Raw genomic sequence first — 18,067 nt, forward strand, 5'->3', positions numbered from 1 at the left:
CGGCGGGCGGAGCCTCTTGCCTAATAGCCCGCGGGCGTGAAACCTGCAGCTCAACGAGGCTCGAGTATCGGCCCGATGATAGCCCGCAGGGGAGGCCCGCCATGGCGGTACGCTACTACGATTGGATCGCACACCATGCCCGCCGCACGCCGGCGAAGCTTGCCGCAGTCGACCTCGCCACCAATCGCCTGTTCACCTACGAGACGATGAACGACCGGGTCGGCCGCCTGGCCCGGCACCTGCGCGACACGCACGGCGTCGGCGTCGGCGACCGTGTCGCGGTGCTGGCGCTCAACAGCACCGACATCCTCGAGATCCAGTTCGCCTGCGCCCGCATCGGCGCCATCTTCGTTCCGCTGAACACGCGGCTCACGGTGCCGGAGCTCGAGTTCATCGTCTCGGACGCGTCGCCCCGCCTCATCGTGCACGACGACGATCTGGCCGAGACCGCGACCCAGGTGATCGCCCGGTGCGGGGTGCCGGCAGCCTGCCGCGCGGGGGTGGGCGGCGACTACGAGCGCGGCATCGCGCTGTCCTCGCCCTTGCCGGCGGAGCAGGGCGCCGTGGTGACGCACGACGACGTGTCGACCATCATGTACACCTCCGGCACGACCGGCCGGCCCAAGGGCGCCACGATCACCCACGGCATGACGTTCTATAATTGCGTCAACCTGGGCAGCATCGCCTATGTCACGCCCTCGTCCGTCCAGCTCGTGGTGCTGCCGCTGTTCCACACCGGTGGCCTCAATTGCTACGTCAACCCCGTCCTCCACGCGGGCGGCACCGTGCTGGTGATGCGGGTGTTCGACCCCGGCGCGGCGCTCAGGCTGATCGGCGAGCAAGCCTACGGGCTGAACCTCTTCTTCGGCGTGCCGTCGATCTACCAGTTCATGGGCCAGCACCCGGCCTTCGCCGAGACGGACTTTTCGCGCCTCGTGGTCGGCGGCGTCGGCGGGGCGCCGATGCCGGTGCCACTGCTCAAGCTCTGGGAGGGCAAGGGGATCGCGCTGATGCAGGGCTACGGCATGACCGAGACGAGCCCCTCGGTGCTGGCGCTCGACAACGCGGATGCGGCGCGCAAGGCCGGCTCCGCCGGCAAACCCGTCCTGCACACGGAGGTGCGTGTGGTCCGTGAGGACGGCACCGATGCAGCCCCCGGCGAGATCGGCGAATTGTGGGTGCGCGGCCCCAACGTCACGCCGGGCTACTGGAACCGGCCGGAGGCGAACAAGACGGCCATCACCGACGGCTGGCTGCATACGGGCGATGCGACGCGGGTCGATGACGAGGGCTATTACTACATCGTCGACCGCTGGAAGGACATGTACATCTCCGGCGGCGAGAACGTCTACCCGGCCGAGGTCGAGGACGTGCTCTATCAGCTCGCCGCGGTCGCCGAGGCGGCGGTCATCGGCGTCCCCGACGAGACCTGGGGCGAGACGGGCATGGCCGTCATCGCGGTCAAGCCTGGCCAGGAGCTCACCGAAGCCGAGGTCATGGCCCACTGCCGGGCCAATCTGGCGCGCTTCAAATGCCCGCGCGTGGTGAGCTTCGTGGCGGCGCTGCCGCGCAACGCGACCGGCAAGGTGCACAAGCCGACGCTGCGCGGCCAATTCGCCGACGGGGCGCCCAAGCGGGATCCGGCGCCGACGGCTTGAGGGGCAAACGCGGCGTTATGTTCGCTATGCAAGGCTCTGTTGCCGCCGCGGACGGGATGGTGACTTGTCGGCGGTTGCCTCAGTCGACATAAGAGCAGGCGTGTCACTGCCCTCAACCGAGCCCATGCCGGCCAGCGATGCTGGCCAACGCGAGCGCCTTCAGCGTCTCTGCGTCGCGTTTGCGCGGCTTGATCCCGATGCGGCTCATGCGGAGCTGAAACGGGCTGCGGTCGCCATCGCCGTGGTCGGCGATCCCGAGCAGCCGGGCGAGCTCGCACTGCTGCTCACGCGCCGGGCCAAGACGCTGCGCTCCCACGGCGGCCAATGGGCGTTGCCCGGCGGCCGCTGCGACGCCGGCGAGACCGCGACGGAAACGGCACTGCGCGAGCTGCACGAGGAGCTTGGGCTGGCGTTGGCGAGCGATGCGGTGCTCGGCCAGCTCGATGATTATCCCACGCGGTCCGGCTACGTGATGTCGCCGGTGGTCGTCTGGGCCGGGACGAGCCCCGCCCTCACGCCGAACCCGCTGGAAGTGGCGTCGGTGCACCACATTCCGTTCGCCCACATCACCATCGAGGACGCGGTGAGCTTCGTCACCATCCCCGAGAGCCCGCGGCCGGTCGTCCGCCTCCACATCAACGAGCGGCACGTGCACGCGCCGACGGCGGCGGTGATCTATCAGTTCCGCGAGCTGTTGGTCGGCCGCACCACCCGCGTCGCCGATCTCGAGCAGCCGGTCTTCGCCTGGCGCTGACACGCGCCCTTGCAAGGGATCGCGAGACTCATTCGGTTCGACGCACTGCTTTCAACGCTTTTCGAGCTGCGGCGGCTCTCATCTCCTGGCGTACGCGCTCCAGGAGCGCATCGGGCACGTAACCGTAGCGACGGTCGCCCTTGGGCGTCGTCGCGAGATCGACGCCAGGCCAATCGAATTCATTGTACTCGTCGCATATGACCCACGAGCGCGGGGCGTCCAAGCCCAGGTGCCCTCTCACTCGCGCTGGAATTTCGACGGCGCTGCGCGAGGCGTCGGGCGCTTGCGTCGTGACGGGGACGACCGCGACCGTGGTCTTGCCCGACGCTTGTCTGGCGACGACGATCACCAGCACGCAGGGCCGCACCTTGCGCCCGCTTTCCTCGCCCTCGTTGTGTTCGTGTCGCCACAGATAAATGTAAGGAATGACGAGTCCGGGTTCCGGACCGACCTCCGCGAGGGACATCAATCGTCCATCAGCTCATCGAGCTCGGGACGGCGCCGCGGCAAAGGCTTGGCCAGCTCCGCCGTCAAATCGTCGGACATCTCCCAAACGTGTCGCGCCTTTGGGAGCAGATGGCGAACGCGCAGATACTCCTCGAACTCAGGCGCCGACACGAAGTAGCCCAGCACCATACCGGTCTTTTGATTGGTCACCATGATGGGGACCGATTGCGCCGTAAACGACCACTGGCCAAAGCGGCCGGAAAATTCGGTCGCGGAGACTTTTTGGACCCGACCCATGCCGACAAGACCTCATCTCGCCATTTTGACTAATATGGAGATAATGTCTCGAACGGCAATTGGGATGTGACGTAGGAACGATCTCCTCATTCGATTTCGCTCTCCGACTCGGTCCGAACCATCTATGGTCCGCGCCCACGGCGGCCGGGAGCATTTTTGAATCTGGAGCTGTTCTTCAGGGATCGGAAAAGTCCACCCGATCGAGAAGCGCTGCGGAGCCGTGGCCCATGGGGAGGACCAGAGAATGACGTCGTTGCCGACCGCCAAACCGGAAGAGGTGGGCTTTTCCATCGAGCGCCTGGCGCGCCTCACGGCTGCGCTGCGGGCGGAGGTGGACCGCGGCCGCCTTCCCGGCGCGGTGACGTTGATCGCCCGCTACGGCAAGATCGCCCATGTCGAGGCGATCGGCGTACGCGATCCGGCGACAGGCGCGCCGATGCAGACCGACTCCATCTTTCGCATCTATTCGATGACCAAGCCGATCGTCTCGACAGCGATCATGATGCTGGTCGAACAGGGGCGGGTGCTGCTCTCCGATCCGGTCTCGAAGTACATTCCGGCGTTTGCCAAGACCAAGGTCGGCATCGAGCGGGACGGCGAGATCGAGCTGGTCGATCCGGTCAGGCCCATGACGGTCCAGGACCTGCTGCGCCACACCTCCGGGCTCAGCTACGAGTTCCTGGCCGGTCCGGCGCTGGTCAAGCTCTACACCGAGGCCAAGATCTACCGGCGCAACTGGTCCAACGCCGAGCACGCCGAGACGCTGGCTGCGCTGCCGCTGATCCACCAGCCGGGCACGCACTGGGACTACAGCCGCTCGACCGATGTGCTCGGGCGCATCATCGAGGTGGTGACAGGACGCACGCTGGGAGCTGTCCTGCAGGATGACATCTTCGCGCCGCTCGGCATGGTCGACACCGCCTTCTCGGTGCCCGAGAGCGCCCAGGACAGGCTTGCGGAGGCGTTTCCCCGCGACCCCGACACCGGCGATCCGGTGCGCCTGATCGACGTGCGGACCCCGGCCGAGTTCGAATCGGGCGGTGGCGGCCTCGTCTCCACGGCCATGGACTACGCGCGCTTCCTGCAGATGCTCCAGAATGGCGGCGCGCTGGACACCGTTCGCCTGCTCAGCCGCAAGACCGTGGCATTCATGGCGTCCAACCACCTCGGCCCCGGCGTGAAGATCAGCTCGGACCTGCTGCCCGAGGGCTACGGCTTCGGCCTGGGCTTCGCCGTCCGCCTGGAGGAGGGCATCGCCGCCGTGCCGGGCTCGGTCGGCCAGTACTTCTGGGGCGGCATCGCCGGCACCACCTTCTGGATCGATCCCGAAGAGGAGTGCTTCGCTTTGATGATGATCCAGGCGCCCGGCCAGCGCGATGAGTTCAGGCAGCTCTACCGGAACCTGGTTCACGCCGCCTTCGGGGATTGAGCCGCGCGAGCGAGGAACTCTGACGGACGTCTGCGCATTGTCGGGCTGTTCCCCTCTCCAGGGAGCGGCCGTGCGCAACGGGACCGCAGCGAAACGCAGGTGCGTTCGCCGAGCCGTATTCGAGGTCGGCGGGGTCATCCGTCGATGATCCCGCGGCGCACCGGCTGATCGCCCTCGCTTCGGACAGTCCACCATGATGACGAAAGAGAGCCGCATTCGGGAAAAGGCCTATCATCTCTGGCAGGAGGAGGGCTTCCCCGAAGGGCGTGAGATCCATCACTGGAACAAGGCGCGCGAACTGGTCGAGCTGGAGGAACGGCAGGGCGAGCTGCCCACGCCGTCCGATCAGGGTCAGGGCCGGGCTGCCCCCGGCCGCCCGGCCGCGCCCGCCAAGGCCATCGCCGCGCCGCCGCCCAGCCGCCGGCCGATTGCCGCCGCGGCCAGCCGCGCGGCCAAGCCGGCCTAGCTCGCAAAGCGCTCCAGATTCAAAAGACTATGAGCATTTCTCTGCCATTGGATGGGTCCATCCAATGGCGAAATGCTCTAGCGCATGGCTGAAGCCACAACGATCGCGCGCCGATAGCGGGCGCTGCAGTTGACTGGCGTGCATTACTGCTTATCTCGCAGGAGCCGGGACGGCATTCCTGTCCGGGCGCAACCGACAGCCCCGGCGGGGCCGTCACCCCGGTCGGCAGACCACAAACGGTCGAGAGCGATTGCCGGTGGGCAGCCGCCTCGTCAACGCGCACGCTCGTTCCGGGCGACGGACCAGCATGGACCAATATTGGCCTGAGATCATCGCCGGCGCGAAAATCGTTTGGATCGACCTTATTCTCTCCGGCGACAACGCGGTGGTGATCGCGCTCGCCTGCCGCGGCCTGCCGGAACGCCAGCGCAAATGGGGCGTTGCCCTCGGCGCGCTGGCGGCGATCATGCTGCGCATCGTCTTCGCGCTGCTCGTCGTCCAACTCCTCGCGATTCCCTTCCTGAAGGTCGCCGGCGGGCTCCTGCTGCTGAGGATCGCGGTCAATCTCGTGGCCGGGCACGACGACAGCCACAGCGACATCCGTGAGAGCGGCAAGCTGTGGCAGGCGGTCTGGACGGTTGCGCTCGCCGATGCGGTGATGAGCCTCGACAACGTCATCGCCATCGCCGCCGTGGCTCAGGACCACGTGGGCATGCTCATCTTCGGGCTGGCGCTCTCGATTCCCTTGATCGTGCTGGGGGCCAATCTGCTGCTGAACCTGCTCAGCCGCTTTCCGGCTCTCGTCTGGGCCGGCGCCGGTCTGCTCGGCTGGGTCGCCGGCACGATGATGATCACCGATTTCTGGGTCGTGGGGCAGATCGGGCAGGACGTCGCCCATACCTGGGAGAGCGCCGCCGGTGCTGCCGGCGCGCTGCTGGTGCTCGCCGTCTCCTACGGCGTGCTCAAGTCGCGCGGCCGGCCCGTCAGCCTGCGCCCACCGGCCTGAGCGTTAGACTAGTGTGGCGAATCCGAAATTCGCACCACCTCGGAGCAGCGCTGGGAGCGAATTTCGGATTCTCAAGCCACACTAGCAACTCTATGATTCTAGTGTGGTTTAATGGATCTGAAGTTCCTGAACGTGGATGCCATGCGGGGAGCAGGAACTTCAGATCCACCACACTAGAGCGCTTTGCGGTTGGGTGGGCTCACCAACCGCGAAAAAGCGCTCCAGATTCAAAAGACTATGAGCATTTCTCTGCCATTGGATGGGTCCGTCCAATGGCAGAGAAATGCTCTAGGTCAATCCTTGAAGCGCTGCAGGATGCGTTTGGTCAGCATGTCGCGGACGGCGCGATAGGCGTCGAGCACCTGGCCGCGTGAACCCTGCGTAGCTGTCGGATCGGGGGTCGGCCAATACTCCACGTCGATGGCCGACGTGCGGGTCAGTTCGAGCGCCGCATGGTGGGCTTCGGGCGCCAAGGTGACGATCAGATCGAAGTTCATGCCTTCGTCGTCGTCGAGCTCCTCCAGAGACTGTGGCTTGTGCTTGCCGGCGTCGATGCCGATTTCGTCGAGGACGGCCACGGCGAACGGATCGAGCTCGCCTTTGCGGACGCCCGCCGAACGGATGTAGACCGATTTGCCGAAATAGTGGCGGGCGATCGCCTCGGCCATGGGTGAGCGGACCGAGTTCAGCCCGCAGGCGAACAGAAGGGCTTGAACGCGGTGGCGGGCCGCGCTGCTCATCAAGGCTCAGCCCTTCCAGTGCAGCGCGAAGATCAGCGTGAACAGGCGGCGCGCCGTGTCGAAGTCGATCGTCAGCTTGCCCTCCAGCCGCTCCGACAGCAGCGTTGCCGCCTCGTCGTGCAGGCCGCGTCGGCCCATGTCGATCGCCTCGATCTGCTGTGGCGTCGCGGTCCGGATCGCCTCGTAGTAGCTGTTGCAGATCAGCTCGTAATCCTTGATCACCTTCCGGAATGGGGTGAGCGACAGATGGTGGGTGACGACGACGTCGTCGCCTTCGTTCCGCACCTCGAAGAACAGGCGCTTTTCGACCAGGCCGATCAGCAGGACGTAGGGGCCGCCGTCGTGGTTGGGAACGGCGAAGCTGTTCAGCTCGACGATGTCCCAGATGGCGACCGAGCGTTCGTGCTCCTGATCGGGTGAACCCCGGCCGATGGACGCATCGTCGAGCTTGACGGCGACCAGGCGGTCACGGGGCTTCCCGGCGGAGGGCTGCGTATCGTCGCTCATGTGCCGCTGCCTAGAGGTTCAACCGGATGGCGACCGAGCGGGCATGAGCGTCCAGGCCCTCGGCGGTCCCGAGTGCGATCGCCGCAGGGCCGAGCGCGCGCAGGCTGTCGGGACCGCACTTGAGGATCGACGTGCGCTTCATGAAGTCGAGCACGCCGAGCCCGGACGAGTGGCGCGCCGAGCGCGCCGTCGGCAGCACATGGTTGGGGCCGCCGACGTAGTCGCCGATCGCCTCCGGCGTATGGGCGCCGAGGAAGATGGCGCCGGCGTTGCGCACACGTGCTGCCAGCGCCTCGGCATCGTGCGTCTCGATCTCCAGGTGCTCGGGCGCGATCGCATCGATGAGCGGCACGGCGTCACCGAGCTCCCGAACGACGATGATCGCGCCGTAGTCGCGCCAGCTCGCGGCGGCGATCGCGGCGCGCGGCAGGGTGGTGAGCTGATTGGCGAGGGCGCGCTCCACCGCGTCGGCGAGAGGCGGGCTATCGGTGACGAGGATGCACTGCGCCGCTTCGTCGTGCTCGGCCTGGGCCAGCAGATCGGCGGCGAGCCAGGCGGGGTTGGCGGTCTCGTCCGCCACGATCAGCACCTCGGACGGGCCGGCGATCATGTCGATGCCGACGGTGCCGAACACCCGGCGCTTGGCCGCCGCCACATAGGCGTTGCCCGGGCCGACGATCTTGGCGACCGGCGCGATCGTGGCGGTGCCATAGGCCAATGCCGCCACCGCCTGGGCGCCGCCGACCCGGTAGATCTCGTCCACGCCGGCCAGGCGCGCCGCCGCCAGGACGAGCGGGTTCAGGGTATCGTCGGGGGTCGGCACCACCATGACGACGCGGGGCACGCCGGCGACCTTAGCCGGCAGCGCGTTCATGAGCACCGACGACGGATAGCTTGCCGTGCCCCCCGGCACATAGAGGCCCACCGCCGCGATGGCGCTCCAGCGCCAGCCCATGGTCACCCCCGCCTCGTCGGTGAAGAGATCGTCGGCAGGGCGCTGGCGGGCGTGATAGGCCTCGATGCGTTGCTTGGCGGTGGTGAGCGCCGCCAGTGCGTCGGGCGCGCAGGCCGCCTCCGCCCGTGCGATCTCGGCCTCGGTGATGCGCAGACGGCCGGCGACGTCGCAGCGGTCCAGGCTGGCGGTGAGCTCGATCAGCGCCGCATCGCCGCGGGCGGCGACATCGGCCAGGATCGTCCGCACGCGCTCGTCGACGTCTTCGGAGACCTCGCGCTTCTGGCCGAGGAGGGCGGTGAAGGCCTTGTCGAAGCCGGGCGCCTGGGCGTCGAGCAGGATTGCCATCTCAAGCCTCGTCGATGGGGTGCGAGGGGCGGCTCGCAGCCTCCCAGGCGGGGCCCAGATCGCGCAGTTGCGCCTCGATGCATTCGACCTCGACGCGGATGACGCCGCCGCCGGCGAAGGTGATCAGCACGGCGCCGGACGGGGCGTCCGTCTCCTCGAAGGTGATCGCCAGGGCACAGAGCACGCCGCGTCCGGTCCCGACGCCCTGATGGATGACACGCTGCACCCGGTTGAAGTGCAGACCGGTCAAGCGCCGCCGCGGCTGGTCGGCCGGCGCGCTCCAGTCGAAGCGGCGCAGCACCAGCACCAGCTGGTGCTCGGCCTTGCGCCATGAGACGTCCTGGGGCCGCAGCACCGCGTCCTGCAAGTGTGCGGACAGCACCGAGAGGTCGTCGGCGTCCAGCGCCACGAGTGTCAGAAGCTCGGCCGTCATCGTACCGCTACCATGGGCGGTGTGTATCGGGCGCATGGGCGGGGTGCAACAGTCGCATCATCCCTCTACAGTCGGGATAACCCTCGATTCGGCTACGGAACAGTGCCGCAACGGCAGATGCAGGAGACGACACGATGATGCTGGCCCGCGTCCTGGCTGCGACGATCGCCCTGGCGCCGATCGCCGTGGTCACCGCCGTGCCCGCCTCCGCCCAGTACTACGGCGGCGGCGGAGGCGGCTACGGTGGATATGGCGGCGACGACGACTATCCGCCACCGCGGCGCTATCGCCAGCCGGCGCCCGACTATCCCCCGCCGCAGGGTTATCCGCCGCCCTATCGCCCGCCGCCGCAGGGCTACCGGCCGCCGCCACCTCCGCCCGCCCCGGGCTACGGCCGCGCGGGCGGCAGCGTCTGCGTCACGTCGCGCGGCGCCTGTCCGACAGGTATGGTGTTCCCGCGCGGCGCGCCCTGCGCCTGCGAGATCCCGGGCTTCGGCAAGAAGCGCGGCGCGATCGGCTACTAGCGGTGATGTTGACGCCTCGGCGCAGTCGCGGCAAAGGCGAACAGCGGTGCAGCTGCGTACCTTGCCCCGCTTGCGGGGAGAGGTCGGCTTGTGCGCCGGCGCAAGCCGGGTGAGGGGCCTTCGGAAGAAGGCTCGAGCTAGAGCATTTCGCCATTGGACGAGATCGTCCAATGGCAGAAAAATGCTCATAACGTTTTGAATCTGAAGCGCTTCTTTTGCGATTGGGTGAGTCCGCCCAATCGCGAATCGCTCTAGTCCGGTCACCCCGACGCGGCGTCGTTCACCCCTCCTTCTGCCCGCCCTCCGGCTCAGCTCGTGTGGCAGCAGGAGCCGCCGGGGCCACTGTCACTGCTCAGGACGCTTCGGGCGTTGCGTTCAGGCGCGATGTCGGCGGCCGCATTGGCCGCAAAGAAGCCGGTCGGCTTGAGCATGAAGCCCGCATACTCGACGGGCATCACCGGGAAATCCTCCGGCTTGCAGACGTGCGTGTGGCCGAAGCTGTGCCAGACGACGATGTCGGCATTCTCGATGTTGCGGTTCTGCGCGACGTAGCGCGGCAGGCCGTCGCCGCCGGCGTGGACGTTGGGATAGTCGCCGCTCGCATATTTCTCGGCGGGGTCGAATGCGGTGACCCAGACATGCTTCGTCGCGAAGCCGCCGCGGCTGCGGACGAAGCTGCCCTCCTGCGCCAGCATCAGCGGGCTCGGATTGACGACCAGCTTGTACGCCGTCGGCGTGCCGACCGAGTTCTCCCGGTTTGGATTGCTGATCTTCCAGAAGCGGCCGGTCTCGCCATTGGCGATGCGGGCCGCGTCGCGTTCGCACGACAGCACGCGTGTCGTCATGTCGAAGACGTTGCCGTGAGGGTTGTCGTGGCCCCACGGCCGCGGCACGAACTCGTGCTCGGTCACCGTGTTGCCGCTGCCGTCGAGGTCCATGTGCAGGCGCGCGTTGAAGAAGTGCTGATGGGTCGGGCCGCCGAGATTGTCGTCGACCATGCCGCCCCAGCGGTAGCGCTCGCCGGGCATCACCGCCGCGGTCTGGATGATGCCGGTCAGCTTGGCCTCGAGCTGGATCGTCCCGTCCTGGTAGAGATACCAATAGAAGCCGTAGTCGTAATTGCCGACGGTCGCGAAGAAGCTGATGACGAGGCGCCGCGAGCGGCGCACCTCGAACAAGCCGTTGCGGAACTCATGGTGCTTCCAGATGATGCCATAGTCCTCCTCGTGCATGCAGATGGCGTTCCGCATCACGAAGGGCTCACCTTTGCTGTCGGCGGCGGGCACGTCGAAGTAGTGGATGTTGCCGAGACAGTCGCAGCCGAGCTCGAGCGCGTTGGCGAGCATGCCAAGGCCGTATTCGCCGGCGTCGAACGCGGACTTCCAGAAGTGGTTGGCGGTCGGATCGGCGTAGGGCACCACCATTTCGGTGACGCTGGCGCGATGGATCAGCGCACGGCTGCGCTCGCCGTCCTGATAGGCGAGCTGGTGCAGCACGAGGCCTTCCCGTGGCGTGAAGCCCACGCGGAAGCTCCACTTCTGCCATTCGACCTGCCAGCCGTCGACACGGAAGCTCGGCCCCTCCGGCTGCTCGATGTGGAGCGGCCGGATATCGGTGCGCGGGTTCTTGTTCTCGTGGGCGCCGTAGTTGCGCTTCTTGCGTGGGATCGGCACGACCGGATCGGCGTCGACGAGATCGACCACCTTGCCCTTGATCAGGTCGACGACGGCCACGACGCCTTCGATCGGGTGGGCGTAGCCGTTGTCCTGAATGTGCTCGCGATAATAGCTGACCGCGCGCACGATACGCGCCCCGCGCTCGAACTCCATGTCGAAGAAGCCCGAGGAGAAGGGGTCGACCTGGACCAGCTCGATGTCCTGGTCGGAGAGCCCGCGCCGATGCATGGCAGCCCGCCAGCCGGCATCGGCCTTGACGATGGCGTCGCAGCGGTAGAATTCCTCGACCATGACGGGCGGCTGGCCGTAGGGCGCTTCGCCGCTCGGCACGGGCTTGCGCGCAACGATCGCGGCGCGGTCGAGGTCGACGATGTGCTCGATCGCCTCGCCGGTCCCCACATCGAGCGTCAGCACGAACACGCGACGCGGCAGGTCCGTCCCCGCCGCGACCGCGCGCAGGTCCTGCTTGCTCGGCTCTTCGAGGCGCACGATCGGGAAACGGCAATCGGCCGGGGATGTCGCGGCCGCACGCGCCAGCCGGCACGCCGCCGCGATCTCCTGGGCATCGAGCGGGTCGAGCGGATGAAGCCGTTTCAGCCGGGGGATCGCCTGAGGTGCTTCTTCGATGACGTCCGACATGCCGCGCTCCTCTTTGCTGCCGCTCGTCCAGATTCAAATGCTCCGGCGCGGCGGCAGAAAGGCCTGGGCGGAGGTTGATCAGGATCGCTCCAGATGCGCGGCCTGCCTCACACCCCCGCCGGAGCATCACGCGACGCCGAGACTGCCTGCGCCGGCCGTCCGGCGTTATCGAAATTCGGCAATACCGTTCGGCGTGACGGCCATCGCCCGGTCCGGCCTGGCGTGATTCTTGCGGCCACCGAGGGGCTTGCCGCCGCCAAGCCTTGCTGCCCCCATCTCTTGCGGCCCCCATCTCTTGCGGTTTCAATATGGTGTCATGGCTCTGAGCATCTCGGTCGCTTCAGCGGCTCCGGCCGGTGTCGTTCCAAGGATGGACTCGATCGCCGCCGGCGGTGTCGCGCTGCTGCAGGCGACCAGCGCCGACGTCGACGAGCACTGCGCAAACCTCGGGCGTTGGCGCCTGAGTTATGACCAGATCAGCGCCGGTGCCTTTTATGGCAGCTTCACGCAGCTTTCACTGCCCCGGGTCGAGCTGTTTCGTGAGGTGACCAGTCAGCGGGTTCGCCAGCACGGCCAGCTCGGCTCCAACAGCTTCGGCATCGGCCTGCCCTGGCGCTCGAGCGACGAGGTCAATTGCAATGGCGCGACGCTTGCCGGCACCAAGGTCATCGCCTGCTTCGACGCCGACGTGGACATGTGTACGCCCGAGGGCTTCGAGCTCCGCGGCGTCGAGATGGACGCCGCGCTTATCGAGGAGATCGCTGCGGCTCTCGGCATCGAGCTGCCGCGCGGCGTCTGGCGCCAGCTGCGGGTGATCGAGGTTGCAGAGGCCCCGGTCATGCGCCTGCGTCGGCTGCTCGCCACGGTCCACGACGCGATCGTCACCCGTCCCGCCGCGTTCGACGATCCCGTGGCGTGCCGCATGCTGGAGGACAGCGTTCTCGTCGAGGTGACGGACATGCTGCCCACCGCACGGCCCTGCGATCGCGGGCGCGGCGGGGCGGCGCGCAAGCGCACCGTCGAGCGCGCCTGCGAGGTGATGCTCGCGGGCGGCGATCGCGAGATGTCGCTCCTGGACGTCTGCAAGGCGGTCGGGGCCAGCCCGCGCAAGCTGCGCTACTGCTTTCACGAGGTGCTCGGCACGAGCCCGCTGCACTATTGGCGCGCCGTGCGTCTCAATCGCGTGCGGCGCGACCTGAAGCGCTGCGACGACCCGCATAGCGGCGTCTATGACGTCGCCGTCCGGCACGGCTTCTGGCACTTCAGCCAGTTCTCCCTCGACTACAAGCGTCATTTCTCCGAGCTGCCGTCGGAAACGCTGCGTCGAGCGAGATCGGCCTAGAGCATTTCGCCATTGGATGGACCCATCCAATGGCAGAGAAATGCTCATAACCTTCTGAAACTGGAGCGCTTCTCTTGCGATTGGGTGAGTCCACCCAACCGCGAAGCGCTCTAGAAGGCGGCGGCGACGCGCCCCTATTGCTCGCCGGAGATGCGCTCGATCTGTGCGCCGCAGCGGCCGAGCTTGGCCTCGAGGGCCTCGAAGCCGCGATCCAGGTGGTAGACACGGTTGACCGTCGTCTCGCCTTCGGCGGCGAGCGCCGCGATGACGAGGGACACCGAGGCGCGCAGGTCCGTCGCCATCACCGGGGCGCCCGTGAGCTTGGTGACGCCCTCGACGAAGGCGACGTCGCCGTCGAGGCGGATGCGGGCGCCGAGGCGGGCCAGCTCCTGCACATGCATGAAGCGGTTCTCGAAGATCGTCTCGCGGATGCGGCTGGTGCCCTTGCCGCGGGTCATCAGCGCCATCAGCTGGGCCTGCAGGTCGGTCGGGAAGCCGGGGAAGGGCTCGGTGGTGACGTCGACCGCGGCGATGCCGTGACCGTTGCGCCGCACGCGAACGCCTTCGTTGGTGGTGCTGACCTCGGCGCCGCACTCGCCCAGAACGTCGAGCGCGGATTGCAGGAGCGCAGGCCTCGCGCCCTCGAGCAGCACGTCGCCGCCGGTCATGGCGACGGCCATGGCATAGGTGCCGGTCTCGATGCGGTCGGGCAGCACCGTGTGGCTGGCGCCGCCGAGCTTGGCCACCCCCTCGACGATGATCTGCGACTGCCCGGCGCCGGTGATCTTGGCGCCCATGGCGTTGAGGCACTCGGCCAGGTCCACGACCTCGGGCTCGCGGGCCGCGTTGTCGATGACCGTCGTGCCGTCGGCGAGAACGGCGGCCATCAGGGCCGTATGGGTGCCGCCGACCGTCACCTTGGGGAAGTTGATCTCGGCGCCCTTGAGGCCGCCCGTCGGCGCCTGCACGAGCACGTAGCCGCCCTCGATCTCGACCTTGGCGCCGAGCTTCTCCATCGCCATCAGCAGCAGATCGACCGGGCGCGTGCCGATGGCGCAGCCGCCGGGCAGCGATACCCGGGCGGTGCCCATGCGGGCGACGAGCGGCGCCAGCACCCAGAAGCTGGCGCGCATCTTGGAGACGAGCTCGTAGGGGGCCGTCGTGTCGATCACCGCGCGCGCCCGCAGGCGGATGGACTGGCCCGTCTCCGCCGTCTGGCCCGGCCGCTTGCCGGCAATGCCATGGTCGACGCCGTGGTTGCTCAGGATGCGAAGCAACTGCTGGACGTCGGCGAGGCGGGGCACGTTGTGCAGCTCGAGCGTCTCGTCGGTCAGCAGACTGGCGATCATCAGCGGCAGTGCGGCGTTCTTCGCGCCGGAAATCGGGATCACGCCGTTGAGCTCGGAGCCTCCCGTAATGCGGATGCGGTCCATATCGTCTTGCTCCGGGCGGGTCTGCGCCGCCGATGTGAGGCGGCTTCAGCCGCGCGGAAGGGAGGTGGCCGAGGGGGAAGGCCCGGCGGGCCCGTCGTCATCCCGCGTGTCGCTCGCACCCCGCCCGGTAGCGGCGCGCCCGCGGGCCTGCGTCTTGCGCCGCTTGAGATTGGCCCGCAGCGCCTCGGCCAGCCGTTGCTGACGATCCGGTGCGGTGCTGGAACTCAAGGTGATCGCGCCCCCATGCCCTGCCAGCTGATCGTTAGCCTCCTTCGCCGCCGCGAACAAGTCGCCGCATGCGGCGAACAGCCAGCTTGCAGCTGCGTCTGCTCTCTGGAATGTTTCGAAAACAACGTGATGTTGCCCTGGCCCGCGGCTAAACTGCGTGTGTCAGTATCGCGAGGCGGGTCCGCAATGAACTACGATCGTTATTTCGAGGATGCGTTGGCGGCTTTGAAGCGCGAGCGCCGCTATCGCGTCTTTATCACGATCGAGCACGATACGGACCGGTTTCCCCGCGCCACCTGGCATGGGCCGGACGGCGCCCGCGACGTCACGGTGTGGTGCACCAACGATTATCTCGGCATGGGCCGCCACAAGGTGGTGACCGATGCCATGGCGGCGAGCGCGGCGCGCCTGGGGGTCGGCGCTGGCGGCACCCGCAACATCGCCGGCACCTCCAAGCCGATCGTCGATCTGGAAGCGGCGCTCGCGCGGCTGCATGGCAAGGAGGAGGCGCTCGTCTTCACCTCCGGCTACGTCTCCAACGAGACCGGCATCGCCACGATCGCCAAGCTGCTGCCGGACTGCCTGCTGATCTCCGACGAGATGAACCACAACTCGATGATCGAGGGGGTGCGCCGCTCGGGGTCCGACAAGCGCATCTTCCGCCACAACGATCTGACCCACCTCGAGGAGATCCTCAAGGCGGCGGGCCGCGAGCGGCCCAAGATGATCATCTTCGAAAGCGTCTATTCCATGGACGGCGACGTCTCGCCCATCCATGGCATCTGCGATCTGGCCGAGCGCTACGGCGCCATGACCTACCTCGACGAGGTCCACGCCGTGGGCCTCTACGGCGCCCACGGCGGCGGCTACGCGGAGGAGGTGGGGGCCATGGAGCGCCTCGACGTCATCGAGGCGACGCTCGCCAAGGGCTTCGGCTGCCTCGGCGGCTACCTGGCCGCCAAGGCGTCGATCATCGACGCGGTGCGCTCGCATGCGCCCGGCTTCATCTTCACCACGGCGCTGCCGCCGCCGGTGGCCGCCGCGGCGCTGGCCGCCGTCGAGCATCTGTCGGTGAGCAACGCCGAGCGCGCCCGCCAGCGGGCGCAGGTGGCGCGCACCAAGGCGCGGCTGGAGGCGGCAGGCCTGCCGGTCCTCGCCAACAACACCCACATCGTGCCGGTGATGGTCGGCGACCCGCAGCTCGCCAAGGCTGCGAGCGACATGCTGCTCGAGGAACACGGCATCTACGTGCAGCCGATCAATTATCCGACCGTCCCGCGCGGAACCGAGCGGCTGCGCATCACGCCGACGCCGTACCATAGCGACGAACTGATCGAGGAGCTGAGCGAGGCTCTCCTCGCCACGTGGCGAGCGCTGGGCCTGTCTCTGGCGGCCCGACGCGCCGCCTAGCGCATTTCCCAACAGGATTATGCTGCTCCCGCTTGCGCGGCGTGGGTGCCTATGGCATTCATCCGCGCCCGAGCGAGGCAGACTGCTTCGCAGGCGTAACGCCCAATCCGATCGGCCGCAGTAGCTCAGTGGTAGAGCACACCATTGGTAATGGTGAGGTCGGGAGTTCAATCCTCCCCTGCGGCACCATCGATCCCAGGCCATGCGATCTCAGGCCATGACCGAATCCGCCCCCGACATCGTCGTATCGCTGACGCCGGACGCCGCCGAACGGGATGCGATCGTCCGCCCGCTGATCGCCTACAACGACGAGACCGCCGGCCCGTCCAACTACCGGACCTTCGCGCTGCTGCTGCGCGATCCGGCGACGGGTGCGAATCGCGGCGGCCTGTGGGGCAAGACATCCTACGACTGGGTCTTCGTCGAACTGCTGTTCGTGCCGGCGGAGCTGCGCGGCCAGGACCTGGGCAGCCGCCTGCTGGCCCAGGCGGAGGAGATCGGCCGGGAGGCCGGCTGCGTCGGCATCTGGCTCGACACCTTCAGCTTCCAGGCGCGCGGCTTCTACGAAAAGAACGGTTACGCCGTGTTCGGCGCGCTGGACGAGCACCCGCGCGGCCAGACCCGCTATTTCATGCGTAAGTCGCTGGAACCCGCCGGCTGAGCGCGGCGGACCGTCGCGGCTGGGCAGGGCGGCGGACGGCCGTTCGCGGCGGCTGCGACACTATGGCATGATCGCGCTAAGCGGAAATTTGCGAACCGGAACACGTTCCCGGTTCGCAAATTTCCGCCAGAAAATTTTTAGACGCTGCAGAATTGCCGAGCCCGCCCGTTGGGCGAACTCGGAAATTCTGCTTAGCACAATCGACAAGGTGCCGGTGGCAAAACCCGAAGCCGTCGTCATCGCTCAGATCGTGGGGTCTCCCATGTGCGTCGCATGCTCTTCCGGCGAAGGTCTTCGGCCGGCGGGTGAACATCGGCTGTCGCGCCGCGGCTTCCTGGCCTGCGCCGCGGCCTCCAGCCTGGCGGCGGGGCTGCTCCCGGCCCGGGGCCAGGCGTCGCCGCTGCCCGCGGCCCTCGGCAAGCTCGAGGCGCCGCCGCTCCGCCTGTCCGAAGCGGCCGAGAAGCCCAAGCGCGTGGCGCTGACGCTCGATGCATGCCGCGGTCAGTTCGACATGCGCATCGCCAACGTGCTGGTCACGGAAAAAATCCCCACGACGATCTTCGCCACGGCGCTGTGGATCAAGTCGAATCCGCGCGGGCTCCAGCTGCTGCTCGACCACCCCGAGCTCTTCGTCGTCGAGAATCACGGCGAGCATCACCACGCGCCGATTCTGAAGGCTGGCGAAGTCTATGGCGTCCCGACGGTCGCCACGCCGGCCGGGCTCAAGGCGGAGGTCGAGAACGGGGCAGCCGCGGTCAAGCAGGCCACCGGTCGCCAGCCGGTCTGGTATCGGGGCGCGACCGCGCTCTACAGCCCGGATGCCATCACCGCGATCAACAAGATGGGATTCGGCGTGGCCGGCTTCTCCATCAACAGCGACCAGGGCGCCTCGCTCCCGGCTCCTTCGGTGGCGCGCAACCTGCGTGGTGCGCAGGGCCGCGACGTCATCATCGGCCATATCAACAAGCCCGACCATTCCGCCGGCCTCGGCATCGTCGAGGGCATCCGCACGCTGAGGCAGAACGGGACGGAATTCGTCCATCTGGACAGCCCGGACGTGGTCGTCCGCTGACCGGGCTCAAGCTGCGCAACGGCTGAACGACACGACGGCCGCTGC

Annotated in this window: 18 protein-coding genes and 1 tRNA gene; 11 read left to right on the forward strand and 8 right to left on the reverse strand. The window is 67.6% G+C overall.

All coding sequences use genetic code 11. The annotated features are described in order from the left end of the window. The first annotated feature begins 101 nt into the window (after positions 1–101). Both ACZ5PO_RS20350 and ACZ5PO_RS20355 read left to right on the forward strand, forming a co-directional pair. Complete coding sequence (locus ACZ5PO_RS20350) at positions 102–1,658, forward strand: acyl-CoA synthetase (protein WP_464183477.1); 1,557 nt, start codon at positions 102–104, stop codon at positions 1,656–1,658. Between the two features lie 124 nt (positions 1,659–1,782). Further along, a complete protein-coding gene (locus tag ACZ5PO_RS20355; RefSeq protein ID WP_464196950.1) occupies positions 1,783–2,412 on the forward strand; it encodes an NUDIX hydrolase in 630 nt (209 codons plus the stop codon). A 28-nt stretch (positions 2,413–2,440) separates the two neighbouring features. Here the strand turns inward: ACZ5PO_RS20355 and ACZ5PO_RS20360 are convergent, their stop codons facing one another. Together ACZ5PO_RS20360 and ACZ5PO_RS20365 are read right to left on the reverse strand one after the other, a co-directional pair. Beyond that, entirely contained in the window at positions 2,441–2,878 is a 438-nt protein-coding gene (locus ACZ5PO_RS20360) for a type II toxin-antitoxin system PemK/MazF family toxin (RefSeq protein ID WP_464183479.1), read from the reverse strand. After that, positions 2,878–3,156, reverse strand: coding sequence for a hypothetical protein (locus ACZ5PO_RS20365; RefSeq protein WP_464183480.1), 279 nt, complete (start codon positions 3,154–3,156; stop codon positions 2,878–2,880). The genes ACZ5PO_RS20360 and ACZ5PO_RS20365 overlap by 1 nt, the downstream gene beginning before the upstream one ends. Positions 3,157–3,400: 244 nt before the next feature. Here ACZ5PO_RS20365 and ACZ5PO_RS20370 point away from each other — a divergent pair, with 244 nt between their 5' ends. The 3 genes from ACZ5PO_RS20370 to ACZ5PO_RS20380 all read left to right on the forward strand — a co-directional run bounded on the left by ACZ5PO_RS20370 (position 3,401) and on the right by ACZ5PO_RS20380 (position 6,057). Next, entirely contained in the window at positions 3,401–4,585 is a 1,185-nt protein-coding gene (locus ACZ5PO_RS20370) for a serine hydrolase domain-containing protein (RefSeq protein ID WP_464183481.1), read from the forward strand. 193 nt (positions 4,586–4,778) lie between these two features. Next, on the forward strand, positions 4,779–5,051 hold the full coding sequence (locus tag ACZ5PO_RS20375) for a DUF2934 domain-containing protein (RefSeq protein WP_464183482.1): 273 nt from the start codon (positions 4,779–4,781) through the stop codon (positions 5,049–5,051). Positions 5,052–5,358: 307 nt separating this feature from the next. Next, positions 5,359–6,057, forward strand: coding sequence for a TerC family protein (locus tag ACZ5PO_RS20380; protein ID WP_464183484.1), 699 nt, complete (start codon positions 5,359–5,361; stop codon positions 6,055–6,057). Positions 6,058–6,350: 293 nt separating this feature from the next. Here the strand turns inward: ACZ5PO_RS20380 and ACZ5PO_RS20385 are convergent, their stop codons facing one another. Genes ACZ5PO_RS20385 through ACZ5PO_RS20400 form a run of 4 tightly spaced genes read right to left on the reverse strand, consistent with a single transcriptional unit; the run spans position 6,351 to position 9,037 of the window. Continuing rightward, positions 6,351–6,797 (reverse strand): arsenate-mycothiol transferase ArsC, encoded by a 447-nt coding sequence (locus ACZ5PO_RS20385; RefSeq protein WP_464183485.1) that lies wholly within the window; start codon positions 6,795–6,797, stop codon positions 6,351–6,353. 6 nt (positions 6,798–6,803) lie between these two features. Then, on the reverse strand, positions 6,804–7,304 hold the full coding sequence (locus tag ACZ5PO_RS20390) for a UPF0262 family protein (RefSeq protein ID WP_464183486.1): 501 nt from the start codon (positions 7,302–7,304) through the stop codon (positions 6,804–6,806). A 10-nt stretch (positions 7,305–7,314) separates the two neighbouring features. Next, the gene (hisD, locus tag ACZ5PO_RS20395) at positions 7,315–8,604 is read right to left on the reverse strand and encodes a histidinol dehydrogenase (protein ID WP_464183488.1); all 1,290 of its coding nucleotides are present in this window, start codon (positions 8,602–8,604) and stop codon (positions 7,315–7,317) included. 1 nt (position 8,605) lies between these two features. Next, positions 8,606–9,037, reverse strand: coding sequence for a DUF2948 family protein (locus tag ACZ5PO_RS20400; RefSeq protein WP_464183489.1), 432 nt, complete (start codon positions 9,035–9,037; stop codon positions 8,606–8,608). A gap of 134 nt (positions 9,038–9,171) precedes the next feature. Here ACZ5PO_RS20400 and ACZ5PO_RS20405 point away from each other — a divergent pair, with 134 nt between their 5' ends. Then, positions 9,172–9,561, forward strand: coding sequence for a hypothetical protein (locus ACZ5PO_RS20405; RefSeq protein WP_464183491.1), 390 nt, complete (start codon positions 9,172–9,174; stop codon positions 9,559–9,561). Between the two features lie 308 nt (positions 9,562–9,869). On the opposite strand, the gene ACZ5PO_RS20410 is transcribed toward ACZ5PO_RS20405, so the two are convergent. Then, complete coding sequence (locus tag ACZ5PO_RS20410) at positions 9,870–11,876, reverse strand: primary-amine oxidase (RefSeq protein ID WP_464183493.1); 2,007 nt, start codon at positions 11,874–11,876, stop codon at positions 9,870–9,872. Between the two features lie 370 nt (positions 11,877–12,246). On the opposite strand from ACZ5PO_RS20410, the gene ACZ5PO_RS20415 reads away from it, so the two are divergent. Further along, positions 12,247–13,218, forward strand: coding sequence for a helix-turn-helix domain-containing protein (locus ACZ5PO_RS20415; RefSeq protein WP_464183495.1), 972 nt, complete (start codon positions 12,247–12,249; stop codon positions 13,216–13,218). A 134-nt stretch (positions 13,219–13,352) separates the two neighbouring features. Here the strand turns inward: ACZ5PO_RS20415 and murA are convergent, their stop codons facing one another. Next, complete coding sequence (gene murA, locus ACZ5PO_RS20420; protein ID WP_464183498.1) at positions 13,353–14,651, reverse strand: UDP-N-acetylglucosamine 1-carboxyvinyltransferase; 1,299 nt, start codon at positions 14,649–14,651, stop codon at positions 13,353–13,355. 414 nt (positions 14,652–15,065) lie between these two features. Here murA and hemA point away from each other — a divergent pair, with 414 nt between their 5' ends. The 4 genes from hemA (at position 15,066) to ACZ5PO_RS20440 (ending at position 18,022) form a co-directional block, all read left to right on the forward strand. Next, positions 15,066–16,289, forward strand: a complete 1,224-nt coding sequence (hemA, locus tag ACZ5PO_RS20425; protein ID WP_464183499.1) for a 5-aminolevulinate synthase — start codon at positions 15,066–15,068, stop codon at positions 16,287–16,289. Positions 16,290–16,403: 114 nt separating this feature from the next. Further along, positions 16,404–16,478 (forward strand) — tRNA-Thr (locus ACZ5PO_RS20430). A gap of 28 nt (positions 16,479–16,506) precedes the next feature. Then, positions 16,507–16,950, forward strand: a complete 444-nt coding sequence (locus ACZ5PO_RS20435) for a GNAT family N-acetyltransferase (RefSeq protein ID WP_464183501.1) — start codon at positions 16,507–16,509, stop codon at positions 16,948–16,950. A gap of 214 nt (positions 16,951–17,164) precedes the next feature. After that, the gene (locus ACZ5PO_RS20440; RefSeq protein WP_464183502.1) at positions 17,165–18,022 is read left to right on the forward strand and encodes a polysaccharide deacetylase family protein; all 858 of its coding nucleotides are present in this window, start codon (positions 17,165–17,167) and stop codon (positions 18,020–18,022) included. Positions 18,023–18,067: the final 45 nt, after the last annotated feature.

This window comes from Chelatococcus sp. KU-N122, from assembly GCF_055391085.1.